Origin of the sequence: Streptomyces sp. TS71-3, from assembly GCF_018327685.1 — a bacterium.
GTDB lineage: Bacteria > Actinomycetota > Actinomycetes > Streptomycetales > Streptomycetaceae > Streptomyces.
This window is the reverse complement of the sequence record NZ_BNEL01000001.1, coordinates 753,258-768,104: the sequence shown is the minus strand read 5'-3', so window position 1 is coordinate 768,104 and position 14,847 is coordinate 753,258. Positions and strand designations below refer to the sequence as shown.

Annotated in this window: 8 protein-coding genes; all 8 read left to right on the top strand. The window is 75.6% G+C overall.

What is annotated here, in order from left to right; translation table 11 throughout:
* Nucleotides 1-21 precede the first annotated feature (21 nt).
* Nucleotides 22-555, top strand: coding sequence for a phage baseplate assembly protein V (locus Sm713_RS03330; RefSeq protein WP_212908188.1), 534 nt, complete (start codon nt 22-24; stop codon nt 553-555).
* Between the two features lie 17 nt (nt 556-572).
* Nucleotides 573-920, top strand: coding sequence for a hypothetical protein (locus tag Sm713_RS03325; protein ID WP_212908187.1), 348 nt, complete (start codon nt 573-575; stop codon nt 918-920).
* A complete protein-coding gene (locus Sm713_RS03320; protein WP_212908186.1) occupies nt 917-1,303 on the top strand; it encodes a GPW/gp25 family protein in 387 nt (128 codons plus the stop codon). The genes Sm713_RS03325 and Sm713_RS03320 overlap by 4 nt, the downstream gene beginning before the upstream one ends.
* A gap of 104 nt (nt 1,304-1,407) precedes the next feature.
* Nucleotides 1,408-4,962: a putative baseplate assembly protein gene (locus tag Sm713_RS40070; protein WP_249416497.1), complete on the top strand. Its 3,555-nt coding sequence runs from the start codon at nt 1,408-1,410 to the stop codon at nt 4,960-4,962.
* On the top strand, nt 4,959-9,194 hold the full coding sequence (locus Sm713_RS40065; RefSeq protein WP_249416052.1) for a putative baseplate assembly protein: 4,236 nt from the start codon (nt 4,959-4,961) through the stop codon (nt 9,192-9,194). The genes Sm713_RS40070 and Sm713_RS40065 overlap by 4 nt, the downstream gene beginning before the upstream one ends.
* On the top strand, nt 9,194-11,488 hold the full coding sequence (locus Sm713_RS40060; protein ID WP_249416051.1) for a hypothetical protein: 2,295 nt from the start codon (nt 9,194-9,196) through the stop codon (nt 11,486-11,488). Before Sm713_RS40065 ends, Sm713_RS40060 begins: the two co-directional genes overlap by 1 nt.
* A 164-nt stretch (nt 11,489-11,652) precedes the next feature.
* Entirely contained in the window at nt 11,653-13,353 is a 1,701-nt protein-coding gene (locus Sm713_RS03285) for a DUF6519 domain-containing protein (RefSeq protein WP_249416050.1), read from the top strand.
* Nucleotides 13,346-14,329: a peptidoglycan-binding protein gene (locus tag Sm713_RS03280; protein WP_212908185.1), complete on the top strand. Its 984-nt coding sequence runs from the start codon at nt 13,346-13,348 to the stop codon at nt 14,327-14,329. Before Sm713_RS03285 ends, Sm713_RS03280 begins: the two co-directional genes overlap by 8 nt.
* Nucleotides 14,330-14,847: the final 518 nt, after the last annotated feature.

The following is a 14,847-nucleotide window of genomic DNA, read 5'->3' as shown; positions in this document are numbered from 1 at the left end:
CCGACAGGAGCAGTCGACGAGATGGCGCCACCGAACAACCGCTTCCTCGGCAAGTTCCGCGGCCGCGTGGCGGACAACAACGACCCGCTGCACCTGGGCCGGCTGAAGGTCAGCGTGCCGGACGTGCTCGGTGACGAGCAGTCCACCTGGGCGCTGCCCTGCCTGCCCTTCACGGGGCCGCAGGCGGGGCACTTCGCCGTGCCGCACGAGGGCAGCGGCGTGTGGGTGGAGTTCGAGCAGGGCGACCCGAGCTTCCCGGTGTGGACGGGCTGCTGGTACGGCGCCGATGACGAGCTGCCGCCGGACGCCCTCAAGGAGCTGAACGCGAGCACCACCACCAAGCCGGTCGTCATCGAGACGATCGGCAAGCACAAGATCATCATGTCGCACGTGCCGGACGTCGACGGCATCAGGCTCCAGGCGGCGAGCGGCGCCTACGTCCAGATCGACGACAAGGGCGTGACGATCGGCAACAGCCAGGGCGCCGTGATCACGCTGATCGGCAACGAAGTGAACATCAACGAGGGCCGCCTGATCGTGCCCAAGAAGCGTTAGGACGGGGGGAGGACGCCATGTTCGGGACCCATGGCCATCTGTTCGGCACGGACACCGTGATCAGCTGCCCGCACGGGGGGCGCGCGGTCGCCGCGTTCGCGGCTGCGTCGGACGCGGTGCGCATCGACGGGGCGCCCGTCGCGACCGCGGCCGGCGCCTGGACCGTGATCGGCTGCACCCGCACCGTGGACGGCGCGCCCGCGCCCTGCACCAGCGTCCGGTGGGACGCGGAGCGGGACGGGGTCGTGGTGGACGGGGTGCCGGTGCTGCTCGACGTCACGCACGCGCAGTGCTTCACCGCGCACCTGGTGCCGGCGGGCCGGCCCGTGGTGGCGCCGGCGCGCAGGGAGGTGGCGGCGGGATGAGCGGCTACCCGAGGCGGCGCACCGACATCGCGTTCCCGTTCCGGGTGGACCGGCGGGGCCGCACGGCCGGCGCGGACCGTGACGCGCACGTGCACGACCTGGTCGAGCAGGTGCTGTTCACCTCGCCGGGCGAGCGGGTGATGCGCCCGGACTTCGGCTGCGGCCTGCTCGACCTGGTCTTCACGCCGAACAGCCCGGAGCTGGCGGCGGCCCTGGAGCTGTCCGTGCAGGCGGCCCTGCAGCGGTGGGTGGGCGACCTGATCGAGGTGGAGGGGCTCGACGTGGTCAGCGACGAGAACGCGGTGCGGGTGTTCCTGCGCTATGTGGTGCGGGCCACCGGGCACCGCCGCGACGAGATCTTCGAGGGGAGGGCCGGGGCGTGAGCGGCGGGCTCGGGCACGGCAGCGACACCAGAGGCAACAGGGGTGACAACGGCAATGGGGGCGAGGGCGGCGGGAGCGGGTGGCCGCCCGACCGGCGGGCGAGGATCAGGGCGGAGCGGCTGAACGGCATCGACGCGGTCGAGCCCGACGACGACGGCCTGACGCTCACGGTGACGTTCCTCGGCAAGGCCCCGCACGGGCTCGGCCCCGAGAACGTCCGCATCGACGGCGGCCGCCGGATCACGGGCATCCGGGCGACCCACACCTCCGTCGAGCGCGAGGACGACCCGGAGCTCGACGACCGGCTCGTGGTGACCGTGGACAGGGCGGGCGACACCTCCCGCTACCGGCTCTGTCTCGTCGAGGCCGACCCGTACGGGCGGCCCGGCACCGAGCCGTACCCGGGCTTCGAGCAGCGCTACTTCGGCGCCGACTTCACGTTCCGTTTCGACCGCCCCTCGCCGTTCGACTGCGGCGACGGCGAGCGGGACGGCGACGCCGCTGACTTCCCCACGGCGCCCGTGATCGACTACACGGCGCGCGACTACGACTCGATCCGCCGGCTGCTGCTGGACCGCCTCGCGCTGACCACCCCCGGCTGGGTCGAGCGCAATCCCGCGGACCTCGGCATGACGCTGGTGGAGCTGCTGGCGTACACCGGGGACCGGATCAGCTACCAGCAGGACGCGGTCGCCACGGAGGCCTACCTCGACACGGCGCGGCGCAGGGTCTCGGTGCGGCGGCACGTGCGGCTGATCGACTACGCGATGCACGACGGCTGCAACGCGCGCGCGTTCGTGACCGTCGAGACGGCCGGGGAGCACATGCTGCTGCCGGGCACGTTCCGGTTCGCGGCGGTGGACGTGCACTCCCGCGACCCGCAGGACCGGCCCGAGCCGGGCACCGTCATCGACGACGGCGACCTCGCGGTGCTCGACGAGCACGGCTCGGTGGAGGTCTTCGAACCGGTGACGGCCGACCCGCTGGTGCTGCGCGAGGTGCACAACACCATCCGGCTGTGGACCTGGGGCGGCGAGGTGCGCGCCCTGCCGCGCGGCGCCACCGCCGCCACCCTCGTGGACGGCTGGGCCGACGGGGGCGGCGAAGGGGACGGGAACGGACACGGGAGCGGGCACGGGAACGGGCACGGGAACGGGCACGGGAACGGGGACCGCGACGGGCGGCACGGCCCGGGGCGCGGCCACGGCGGCCACGGACACGGCGGCCACGAGCACGGCGGCCATGGTCGCGAGCACGGCCATGGGCACGGCCACGGAGACGGGCATGGCCACGGCCACGACCACCACCACGGCCGCCGACGGACGCTGAGCCTGCGCGCCGGCGACGTGCTGATCCTGGAGGAGGTCAAGGGCCCCCGCTCCGGCACCCCCGGCGACGCCGACCCGGCGCACCGCCAGCCGGTGCGGCTGACGTCGGTCACCCCGGCCTACGACGCGGTCGAGGACCAGCCGGTCCTGGAGGTCGCCTGGGCGCCCGAGGACGCGCTGCACTTCCCGCTCTGCCTCGCCACGCTCGGCGGCCCCGGCTGCGCGCCGGTCGCGGACGTGAGCGTGGCGCGCGGCAACGTCGTGCTGGTCGACCACGGGCGCTCCGTCGGCGGCCCGCCGGGCGCGGGCGTGCCGGGCACCTTCGGCCGCGGCGAGCTGCCGGCGACCGTGACGGTGCCGCCCGACCCGGCCGTCGTCGCCCCGTGCTGCCCGCCGGACTTCGGCTGCGGGGACCGCGAGGAGGGCAACGCGCCCGGCCGCCTGGTGGGCGCGCTCACCCGGAAGGCGGCCAGCGGGCGCCTGCTGACCTCGGACGACGTGCGCGAGCTGTTCACGGTGGTCGGCGAGGCGGCGGTGCTGCGCGCCGGCATCGGCCTGGAGCTCGCGGGGCTGCGGCGCACGGGACAGCCGTCCGGCGACGGCTCCGGGAGGGTCGTGCCCGGTACCGCGTACGAGCAGGCTTCGGCGCTCCGGACGCTGCTGGCGCAGAGCGTCTACCCGGGCATCCCGCCCCGCTTCCGCCCCCGGCTCGACCGCTCCCCCCTCGCCCAGGCCGTGCCGTTCCCGCTGCCCGAGCGGGTGGCGGCCGGGCAGGCCGACCGGCTCGCCGCGATCCCCGGACGGCTGCGGCAGCGGCTGGTGGAGCTGTGGCGCAGCGCCCGCGACCGCGACGGGCTCGCGGACGGCGAGATCGCCGAACTTACCGTCGTGTTCGGGCTGGACGTGATCGAGCGCTTCGAGCTGCGCCGGCACCCCGAGCGCGCGCTGCGGGACCTGCTGCACCGCAGCGACGAGCTGCTGGCGGGCAAGCGGCGCAGGCTGGAGGTGCTCACCGCCAGGGCCCGCGCGGGCACGGTGCTCGACGGGCACCTGGCCTGGGAGATCGAGCAGACCTGGGGACCCGGCTACACGGCCGGGCTGCACCCGGACGAGCCGGAGCTGCACGGCCCGGCGAGCGCCGCGCTCGCCCAGGACCCCCGCGCGGCGCTGCCCGCGGTCCGGCTGCACGAGCTGGACGACGTCCCCGGCGGCGACGGCAGGGCGGGCGGGGACGACCACGTCGCGGACGACGGCCACACCACTGCCGAGGGGCACCCGGCCGGCGGCGGCCGGGGCCCGGGCAGGGGGCACGGCGCCGTCTGGTCGCCGCGCCGCGACCTGCTCGAAAGCGGCCCGCGCGACCGCCACTTCGTCGGCGAGCTGGAGGACGACGAGCGGCTGGCGCTGCGGTTCGGCGACGGGCGGTACGGGGCGCGGCCCACGCCCGGCGCGCGGCTCGTCGTGCACTACCGGCTGGGCGGCGGCCGGGCCGGCAACGTCGGCGCCGAGGCCATCAACCACCTCGTCCTGGTACGGGACGAGGACGACGAGAACCGGGCGGTCCAGGCACCGGTGGCGGGGGTGCGCAATCCCCTGCCCGCCCTCGGCGGCACCGACCCCGAACCGGTCGACCAGGTGCGCCAGCTCGCCCCGCTGGACCTGCGGCGCACCCTGGGGGCACCTCCCACGCCCTTCAGGCAGTGGGGGAGGGCGGTCACCGCCGAGGACTACGCGGTGCTCGCCTCGGAACTGCCCGGCGTGCAGCGCGCCGCGGCCGAGTTGCGCTGGACCGGCAGCGGCCAGGAGGCCCACATCGCCGTGGACTCCGAAGGGGACGAGGACCCCGCGCCGCGGCTGCTGGCGGCGGTGGCGCAGGCCCTGGAGCCGTACCGGCTCATCGGCCACGCCCTGGTGGTGGGCCCGGCCCGCCTGGTGCCGCTCGACATCGCGCTGACGGTGTGCGCGGCGCCCGGCCACCAGCACGGGCAGATCCTCGCCGAGCTGTACCGGGTGCTGGGCAGCCGGCGGCTCGGCAAGGGGCGCCTCGGCTTCTTCCACCCGGATGCCCTGACGTTCGGCGAACCGGTGCGTCTGAGCCGTCTGGTGGCGGTCGCGGCCGCGGTGCCGGGCGTGGTCAGCGTCGAGGTGACGCGGCTGGGGCGGCTGTTCCGCGGCTCCGACAGCGGCGGCGGGCACGCAGGAGCGGTTGACGATTCGGCGATCGGGGACGGCGTGCTGCGGCTCGGCCCGCTGGAGATCGCCACATGCGACAACGATCCGGAACGGCCCGAGGCGGGCCGCCTGGAGATCACTCTCGGGGGTGTGCGATGAGTGCCACGGACCTGCCCACGGGGCCGGGCCCCGGCAACGACCGGGGTTGCGGCTGCGGTGGTGCGTGCGGCGGCCACGACGAGCGCACCGCGCCCGTCCCGCCGCACAACCCGCCCGGCCGCGACGCGCTGGACTACCGGGTCGGCGAGTACGGCGGCTTCCTCGCCGCCCTGCGCGACCGGCTGGCCTCGCCGGCGTATCCGGCGCTGCGCGACCTGACCGTGCGCACCCCGGACGACCCGGCGCTCGGGCTGCTGGACGCGGCGGCGGTGCTGGGCGACCTGCTGACGTTCCACTCGGAGCGGATCGCGGACGAGGCGTACCTGCGCACGGCCGACGAGCAGCGCTCGCTGGTGCTGCTGGGCCGCCTCGTCGGGCACCGGCCGCGGCCCGGCGTCGCCGCGGGCACCCACCTCGCGTACACCCTCGAACGGGACCCGCGCGCCCCGGACGTCGCCGTGACCGTGCCGCGTGGGGCGCGCAGCCACAGCGTGCCGGCGTCCCCGGGCGAGGACACGCAGACGTTCGAGACCGGCGAGGACCTGGTGGCGCGCTGGCGGTTCAACGAGCTGGCGGTGCGCCGCCGCCGGCCCGTCCCGCTCACCCCCGAGGACCTCGTGACGCGCCCCGAGCTGTATGTCGCGGGCACGGCCACGGGGCTGAGCACCGGCACCAAGCTGCTGTTCGTCTTCGGCGCCGGAGCCGGCGGGCAGCGGCTGCTGCCGGTGGCCGGGCTCCGGGTGGACCGCGACGCGGCGGTCACGGCGGTGCGGCTGCCCGAGTCGGCACCGCCCACGCTGAAGGAGCTGATCGAGGAGACCGGGCGCTGGATCGCGCTGCCCGAGGCGCCGGGCGAGCCGGGCGACGAGCCGCCCACACCGCAGGTGCCCAACCCTCGGCCGGTGAGCCGTCTCATCGAGGACTTCGACATCCAGGTCCTCGCCCCCCTCCGCGCCGACCTGCCGAACGTGACCACCCCGGAGGACTTCGCGGCCCGCCTCGCCGAGCCGCACGACCGGCTGGCCGAGGCGCAGGTGCTGGCGGAGCCCTACGCGGACGTGGCGGCCTGGTTCGAGGAACTGGAGGCGGTACTCGGGGAGATGCGGGCCCGCGCGGTGCGCCTCGGCCCGTCGGTGCCGGAGGCCCCGGCGGGTGCCGCCGGCCCCGGGCCGGCGGGGGGCTGGATCGGACCGGGGCTCACGGCGGGACGGTCCGGTGCCGGGTTCACCGCGGGGTGGGCCGGACCCGGGTTCACGGCGGGATGGGCCGGACCGGGTTTCACAGCGGGCCGGCCCGGTGCCGGGGACGCGGCGGGCGGGCCCGGTGCCGGGGCGCCCGGTGCCGGTGCTCAGGCGGGGGACGCGGCCGGCGACGGCGCGCACGACCCCGGGTTCGCGGCGCTGGCCGCCCTGAGCAACGTCCTGCCCGCGCTGCGCACCAGCGTCGCTCCGCTGCCCGCCACCGGCGGCGGGCGCCCGTTCCGGATGGGCTCGGGCCTGACCCCGCAGCTGCTGTCCGCGCTGGACCCGCGGCTGGCGGCCGGGCTCTACCCGGCGTGGCGGCAGGCCACCGCGGCGGGCACCGACGAGACGCTGCGGGAGCTGCTGGCGATGCGGGTGACCGCGGCCGTGTTCGGCTCGACGGCACCGCTCAAGCCGGTGCAGGACGACAAGGGCCGGGTGGTGCGGCAGACCGACTGGCCGCTGACCGGCGGCACCCTGACGATGATGCGGATCGTCTTCGACACCGCCGGCAAGGTGCCGATCCGGGCGGAGTTCCAGTACACCGAGTCGGGCTCGTCGTTCCAGTACGTGCAGAACCTGCCGTTCGACGGGACGTTCCCGTTCGCCACCGGCAGCGTGCTGCTGACGACCAGGACCGGCCAGGACAACGACCTGCACTGGCTCAGCCGCCGCCCCGCCGACTCGCAGGACGCCGGCATCACCGCCCAGCTCTTCGCGGGCCTGCCGGAGCGGACGCTGTTCGTGGGCCGGCCCGACGACGAGGGCAAGGTGCTCGCGGCCGTCAACAACGGCGAGGCGAGGGAGAGCCACCTCGCGCCCGAGGTCCCCGTGCAGTTCACGCACGGCGACTTCGAGGTGGCCATGGAGTACAGCCTGGCGGGCGGCCCGCCCTCGGTGGAGATCACCCTGGCGACCAAGCCGGCCCCCGCCAACCGGCGGCTGCTCCAGCTCGACTCCGTCCAGGACAGCATCACGGTCGGCAGCTGGGTGGCCATCCTGCGGCCCCGCAAGGGGGCCGTTCCGGCGGACGGCGGCGCGGTGGGGGGCAGCGGCTCTACGGCGGGCGACGGCTCGGCGGCGGGCGACGGCTCGGCGGCGGGCAGCGGCTCCGGTTCGGACGCGGCCTCGAACACCGGCACCGGCACCGGAACAGGTACCGGATCAAACAGCGGAACGGGCACGACCGCGGACCCAGGCACCGGCACCGGCACCGGCACCGGAAGCACCACGCCCACCGGCCCCGGCGCCCTCCCCGGCATCCCGGGCGACCCCGAGCTCGCCTTCGTCACCACCCGGGTCGTGGCGGCGCGCACCGCCGCGTACACCAACTACGGGATCACGGGCCGCGGCACCGAACTCGTCCTCGCCGACGACTGGCTGGACGACCACGACGTGCTGCTGTCGCACATCAGGGACACCGAGGTCCACGCCGGCGGCGAACCGCTGCGGCCGGCGGACGAGCCGCTCGGCGAGGACGTACACGGCAACGAGATCGAGCTCGCCGAGCTGTACGACGGGCTCGCGCCGGGCCGCACCCTCGTGGTGTCCGGCGAGCGCAGCGACATCCCCGGCACCGCGGGCGTGCGGGCCACCGAGGTCGTGGTGCTGCACGACGCGGCGCAGCGCATCGACCCGCAACTGCCCGGCGACCACGTGCACACGGTGCTGACGCTCACCACCGACCTCGCCTACCGCTACCGCCGCGAGACGGTGAAGGTCCTCGGCAACGTCGTCGCCGCGACGCACGGCGAGAGCCGCGACGAGCCGATCGGCAGCGGCGACGCGGACCGGATCAACCAGACCTTCCGGCTCTGGCAGTCCCCGCTCACCTGGCTGCCGTCGGACACCCCGCTGGGCGCCACGCCCACGCTGGAGGTCCGGGTGGACGGGCTGCTCTGGCACCAGGTCGACTCGCTCGCCGGGCGCGGCCCCTACGAGCGGGTCTACATCACGGGTACCACCGGCGACGGCGGCACCACGGTGACGTTCGGCGACGGCGTGCACGGCGCGCGGCTGCCCACCGGGCAGGAGAACGTCCGCGCGCGCTACCGGTTCGGCACGGGGCGGGCGGCGAACGTCGGCGCGGACCGCGTCACCCAGGCCATCACCCGCCCGCTCGGCGTCACCGCGGTCACCAACCCCCGCCCGGCCGCGGGCGGCGCGGACGCCGACGGGCCCGCGCTGACCCGCCGTACCGTCCCGCTGGCGGTGGCCGCGCTGGACCGGCTGGTCTCCGAGCGGGACTACGAGGACTTCTCCCGCTCCCGGGCCGGCATCGGCCGGGCCCAGGCGCGTGAGCTCTTCGACGGCCGGCGGCGCGTGCTGCACGTCACCGTGGCCGGCACCGACGACGTCGTCATCTCCGAGGACTCGCAGGTGCTGGGCACCCTGCGGGCGTCGCTCACCGAGTACGGCGACGCCCGGCTGCCGGTGCGGGTGGACGCCCGCGAGCTGGTCCTGCTGCTGCTCGCCGCCCGGGTCAAGGTCGCCCCCGACCACGAGTGGGCGCGGGTGGAGCCGCGGCTGCGCGCGGCGCTGCTGGCGAGGCTCGGCTTCGAGGGCCGCGAGCTGGGGCGCCCGGCGCACCTGTCGGAGGTGCTGGCGGCGGCCCAGTCGGTGCCGGGCGTCGACTACGTGGACGTGGACGCGTTCACCGGAGTGCCCGCGTCCGCCACCCCGCAGCAGCTCGCGGACCTGCTCGGCGCGCACGGGTCGCAGGGACCGCGGGCCCACGTGCCGGCCAGGACCGCCACCTACGACGAGCAGACCTACCGGGTGACGGACCCGGCCGGCGAGACGCTCACCTCGGTCGCGGGCAGGTCCGGCATCACGCTCGCCGAACTGCTCCGCCTCAACCCCGACATCACCGACACCCGCCGCCTCGCGCGGGGCCGCTCGGTGTTCGTCTTCCGCGGCATCAGGCCCGCGCAGCTCGCGCTGCTCACGCCGAAGGTCGCGGACACGCTGATTCTCACGGAGGTCAAGTGATGTCCAGGGAGCCGGACGGGCTCGCGGAGCTGCTTCCGCAGTGGCACCGGCTGCGCGACGGCGACGACGGCCGGGCGCCCGAGCCGCTGCGGGCGCTGCTCGCCGTCATCGCCGAGCAGCTGGATCTGGTGCGCAGCGGCGTGGAGCAGGGGTATGACGACCTGTTCGTGGAGACGGCGGCGCCCTGGGTGCTGCCGTACCTGGGCGACCTGGTCGGCTACCGGCCGCTGCCCGGCTACGAGCGGGTGCTGGCCGGCGGCCTCAGGGACGGGGGCCGCCCGGACGCCTCGCTCCAGCGGCTGGCGGAGGCGCTGGCGCCGCGCCGCGATGTGGCCGCGACCGTCGCGAGCCGCCGCCGCAAGGGCACCCTCGCGCTGCTGGAGGAGCTGTCCGAGCAGGTCGCGGGGTGGCCGGCGCGCGCCGTGGAGCTGTCGACGCAGGTGGCGCACCGGCAGCCGGTGAAGCTGTACGGGACGGGCTCGCCGGTCGCCGACACGGTCCGGCTGGGCCGTGGCAGGACGGCAGATCTGCGGGACGGGGCGGCGCTCGACCTGGCCGGCGGCCCGTTCGGGGCGGTGGCCCGCTCGGTGGACGTGCGGCGGGCCGGCTCCCCGCGCCGGCAGGGCGGCCTGACGCCCGGCGGGGTGGGCCTGTTCGTGTGGCGGCTGAAGGCGTACGCGCTGGCGAAGTCGCCCGCGTACTGCATCGACCGGGCCCGCAACCTCTACACGTTCTCCATCCTCGGCAACGACAGCCCGCTGGTGACCAGTCCGGTGCCGGAGCCGTCTGCCACGCACGTGGCCGCCGTCGACAACGTGCCCGCGTTCATCGGCCGCCGCCTGCTGCACGACCGGCTCGCCGACTACTACGGGCCCGGCAAGAGCTTCGTCATCCGCAGGGACGGCGAGGACCGCCCGGTGCCGCTGTCGGACATCGTGGTGGCCGACCTGTCCGAGTGGCGCTACCGGCCGCGCCGCGGGCAGGTGGCCGTCGACCCGGAGCTGGGGCGGATCGCGTTCGGCGCACGCTCCGCGCCCCGGCAGGGCGTCTGGGTGGACTTCCACTACGCGGGCGTGGCCGACCTCGGCGGTGGCGGCTACCTGCGGGACCGCGTGCCCCGCCCGGACGCCGTGGTGTACCGGGTCGGCCCCGGCCGGCGGTACCAGCGGATCATGGACGCCTACCGCGACTGGCAGCACGACAGGCGGGCGCGGCGGGTGGGGCCCGACGGCATCATCGAGATCATGCACAGCGGCGCCTACCAGGAGCAGCTGGACTTCGACCTGGACCCCGGCGACCGCCTGGAGGTACGGGCCGCCGAGGGCTGCCGCCCGGTGGTCCGGCTGCTGGACTGGTACAGCAACCGGCCCGACGCGCTCAACATCCGCGCGGAGGACGGCGGGGACCGCCGAGGGCAGCACGGGCACGACGGCGGTGAGCGCGGGCACGGGCACGGGCACGACGGGCACGATAGTCATGGGCACGGCCACGACGGGCACGGGCACCACGGTCATCACCACGGCGGGGAGGGCGAGCCGCCGCGGATCGTGCTGGACGGGCTGCTGGTCACCGGACGCGGCATCAACGTCACCGGTCCCGTGGGCGCCGTCGTACTACGGCACTGCACGCTCGTGCCGGGCTGGTCGCTGGAGCCCGACTGCACCCCGGGCGCCCCGCAGGAGCCCAGCATCGTGCTGGACCGCACCACCGCCTGCCTCCAGATCGAGGACAGCGTCCTCGGCACCATCCAGGTCATCGGCGACGAGGTGTCCACCGACCCGCTGCCGATCCACATCCGCGACAGCATCCTGGACGCCACGGGGCACGACCGCGAGGCGCTGTCCGCGCCGGACTGCCTCCTCGCGCACGCCGTGCTGCACGCCCACCGCACCACCGTCATCGGCGAGGTGCACACGCACGCCGTGCAGATCGCCGAGAACTCGCTGTTCACCGGCACGATGCGGGTGGCGCGGCGGGGCGTGGGCTGCCTGCGGTTCAGCTACGTGCCGCCCGGCTCGCGCACCCCGCGGAGGTTCCGCTGCCAGCCGGACCTGGTGGGCGCCGAGCACGCGGGCGAGGTGCGGCCGGTGTTCGCCTCGCAGCGGTACGGCACCCCCTCGTACGGCCGCCTCGCCGACGGGGGCGCCGCCGAGCTGCGGCGGGGCGCGGAGGACGGCGCGGAGATGGGCGCCTTCCACGACCTCTACCTGCCGCAGCGGGAGGACAGCCTGCGGGCCCGGATCGCCGAGTACACGCCGGCGGGCGCGGACGCGGGGATCTTCTATGTGACGTGACGATCGGATACGTGACCTGACGGCCGGAGATGCGACCCGAAGGCCGGATATGCGACCTGATGGCCGGAGGGAACGGCCCCGCGCCGGTCATGCCCGGCGCACCCACCCACCACCACCCCGCCACACCACCGACGGACGAACGAACCCAGGGGGGACCCCTTCCGATGCACGCTGATCTCTCCCGCTTCACCCACCACCCCGAGCTGCACTACTCCGCGGTCCTCGCCCAGCAGGGCCGCGTCCAGCTGGACGCCGACGCCAACGAGCAGACCGCCATCGAGCTGAGCAGGGCGCGGGCGCTCACCGCCGACCTGATCGGGCAGCACGGCGGGCCCGCGGGAGCCACCGGCTTCGAGGTCGCCTTCGTCGGCGGGCAGCGGGACATCGACAACCTGACCATCGGCGGCGGACGCTACTACGTCGACGGGATCCAGCTCGACGCGAGCAGGCCCGTGCCGGGCACGCCGGTGCCGGACGACGACGAGGCCGAGGGCGGGGCGCCCAGCTCGGAGGGCTCCGCGCCGGCCACCGCGACGTGGACATACTGGGACCAGCCCGACGCCTACCGCGACCCGGAGGTGCCGGGCGACCGGCTGCCGACGCAGTTCCCGTTCCTGGTGTACCTGAAGGTGTGGGAGCGGTCGGTGACGGCGGCCGAGGACCCGGCGCTGCGCGAGGTGGCGCTCGGCACGGCGATGCCCGACACCGCGGCGCGCGTCAAGACGGTGTGGCAGGTGCTGCCGCTGGCGCTGTCCGAGCTGGACGTGTCCGGCACCGACCCGTCCGAGGACGACGTGCGCACGGCGTTCCGGACCTGGGCCGACCGGCAGCAGGCGCCCGCGGCGCGCGCCGCCGTGCGCAGCGAGCGGCCCGAGCACTCCGCCGACGACCCGTGCCTGGTCAGCCCCGACGCCCAGTACCGGGGCCCGGAGAACCAGCTCTACCGGGTGGAGGTCCACGACGGCGGCAGCGCCGCGGAGGCCACCTTCAAGTGGTCCCGCGAGAACGGTTCCGTGGTCTTCCCGGTCGACGGCGTCGACGGCACGTGGGTGGAGCTGGCGAGCCTCGGCAGCGACGACAAGCTGGACCTGAACGTCGGCGACCGCGTCGAGTTCGTCGACAGGGCGTACGCGAGCCGCCTGGAGCCGCTGCCGCTGCTGCGCGTCGAGGAGCTGGACCTGCCGGGCCGCCGGGTGAGGCTGTCGGCCGAGCCGGGCACGCGGGAGCGCAGCGTGGGGCGGCGCCCGGAGCTCCACCCGTACCTGCGTCGCTGGGACCACCGGGACGGCCACCGGCGTACCGCGGGCAGGCGCCCGGGGGCTGCCGCGCGGCTCCAGCACGGGGCCGTCCGGATCGAGGAGGGCCGCTGGCTGCCGCTGGAGGACGGCGTGGAGGTGTACTTCGCCAAGGGCGGCACCTACCGCACCGGCGACTTCTGGATCGCCGCCGCCCGCACCGCCACCGGCAGCGTCGAGTGGCCGCGGGACGCGGCACGCCGGCCGCTGCTGCTCGCCCCGGCGGGCATCGAGCTGCACCACGCGCCGCTGGCGCTGGTCCGCGGCGAGGGCGGCACGAGCGATCTGCGGCTCGCCTTCGGGCCGCTGGCGGGCGCCATCCCGGCGGCCACCCAGTCGGAACTCGCCGCCGAGCGGCTGGCCGAGGACGAGGACCGGGCCGTCGAGGCCGCCGCCGCAGCAGCCACCTCAAAGGGGTCCCGCTCGCAGACCACCGCCGTCGCCGAGGCCGAGGCGGACGACGAGACGGTGGAGAGCGGCGACGGGGGCAGTGCCGGCAGGTCCGGGTCTGGGTCCGGATCCGGGTCCGGATCCGGGTCCGGCGGCCGTGGCGGGAGGCGCCATGGCTGACCCGCTGACCGCCGCGCGGGCGCTCAAGGCACTGCGCGACGAGGGCCTGACCGTCCATGAGGTGCGCTCGTGGAGCAAACACAACCGCAACACGAAGGGCCCGTGGGGCCCGCTGAACGGCGTGATGATCCACCACACCGTCACCAAGGGCGTCGAGGGCTCGGTCGACCTGTGCTACGACGGCCGCAGCGACCTGCCGGGGCCGCTCTGCCACGGCGTCATCGACAAGGCCGGCGAGGTGCACCTGGTCGGCTGGGGCCGCGCCAACCACGCCGGGCTCGGCGACGCCGACGTGCTCCGCGCGGTGATCGCCGAGACCGCACTGCCCGGGGACAACCAGGCGAACGCCGACGGCAACAGCCGTTTCTACGGCTTCGAGTGCATCAACATGGGCGACGGCAAGGACCCCTGGCCCGAGGAGCAGCTCGACGCCGCCGCCCGCGCCGCCGCGGCACTGTGCCGTGCGCACGGCTGGACCGAGCGGTCGGTGATCGGTCACAAGGAGTGGCAGCCCGGGAAGGTGGACCCGCGCGGATTCACCATGGACAGCATGCGGCGGCGGGTCGCGACGCTGCTCAAGGGGGCGCCGGGGGCCGGGGCGGGGTCCGGCTCCGGTTCGGGTACGGGCTCCGGGTCCGGCGGGGGCTCGGGCGCGCCCCGTCCTCCGGCGCCCGGGAAGCCGCCGGCCGAGCCGCCACGGCCGCCACGGCCGCCGGAGCCGGTGTACGAGCCGTTCCCGGGGGCCGCGTTCTTCCACAAGGGCCAGAGCCATCCGATGATCACGGTCATGGGTCACCGCCTCAACGCGGAGGGGTGCGGGCGGTACAGCACGGGGCCGTCGCCCGACTGGACCGAGGCGGATCGGCTGTCGTACGCCGCCTGGCAGAAGAAGCTCCGCTTCAAGGGGAAGGATGCGGACGGGATTCCCGGGAAGGTCAGCTGGGACCTTCTGAAGGTGCCGCGGACTCGACGCTGAAGTTGCCGCGGGCACGACGCTGAGGGGGTGCCCCATGTCTGGGGTGGCCCCCCTTCGGGGTGAGCCCTTTCGGGCTGGCGGTGTTGCGGCTGGGGTGCGCTGCCGGGTGCGGGCGGTCTCGCTTGTTTGCGCAGTTCCCCGCGCCCCTGTCCGGGTCGCGCCAATACCGCTGAGGTGCACTGCGGGGTGCGGGGCCGCTCCCCTTGCTCGCGCAGTTCCCCGCGCCCCTATCCGAGTCGCGCCGTCACGGCTGGGGTGCACTGCCGAGTGCGGGGCCGCTCCCCTTGCTCGCGCAGTTCCCCGCGGTCCTTCGGGGGCTCGGGGCCCTCGTTGGTGGCGTGGCGGTGGGTCGTGCCCCGAAAGGGGCGCGGGGAACTGCGCGAGGAGAGGGGAAGGGCCGCAGCCGGCGAGACGCCTCAAGGACAGCGGCGCTGTCCCGATAAGGGGCGCGGGGAACTGCGCAAGAACGGGCACGGGTCCGCAGCCGGCAACGGACCTCAGCCGTGGCGGCGAAGCCC

Bases quoted from the DNA above. Each gene is read 5' to 3' on its own strand.
- Sm713_RS40065 (WP_249416052.1), top strand. From the start codon at position 4,959: ATGAGTGCCACGGACCTGCCCACGGGGCCGGGCCCCGGCAACGACCGG.
- Sm713_RS03325 (WP_212908187.1), top strand. From the start codon at position 573: ATGTTCGGGACCCATGGCCATCTGTTCGGCACGGACACCGTGATCAGC.
- Sm713_RS40060 (WP_249416051.1), top strand. From the start codon at position 9,194: ATGTCCAGGGAGCCGGACGGGCTCGCGGAGCTGCTTCCGCAGTGGCAC.
- Sm713_RS03330 (WP_212908188.1), top strand. From the start codon at position 22: ATGGCGCCACCGAACAACCGCTTCCTCGGCAAGTTCCGCGGCCGCGTG.
- Sm713_RS03280 (WP_212908185.1), top strand. From the start codon at position 13,346: ATGGCTGACCCGCTGACCGCCGCGCGGGCGCTCAAGGCACTGCGCGAC.
- Sm713_RS03285 (WP_249416050.1), top strand. From the start codon at position 11,653: ATGCACGCTGATCTCTCCCGCTTCACCCACCACCCCGAGCTGCACTAC.
- Sm713_RS03320 (WP_212908186.1), top strand. From the start codon at position 917: ATGAGCGGCTACCCGAGGCGGCGCACCGACATCGCGTTCCCGTTCCGG.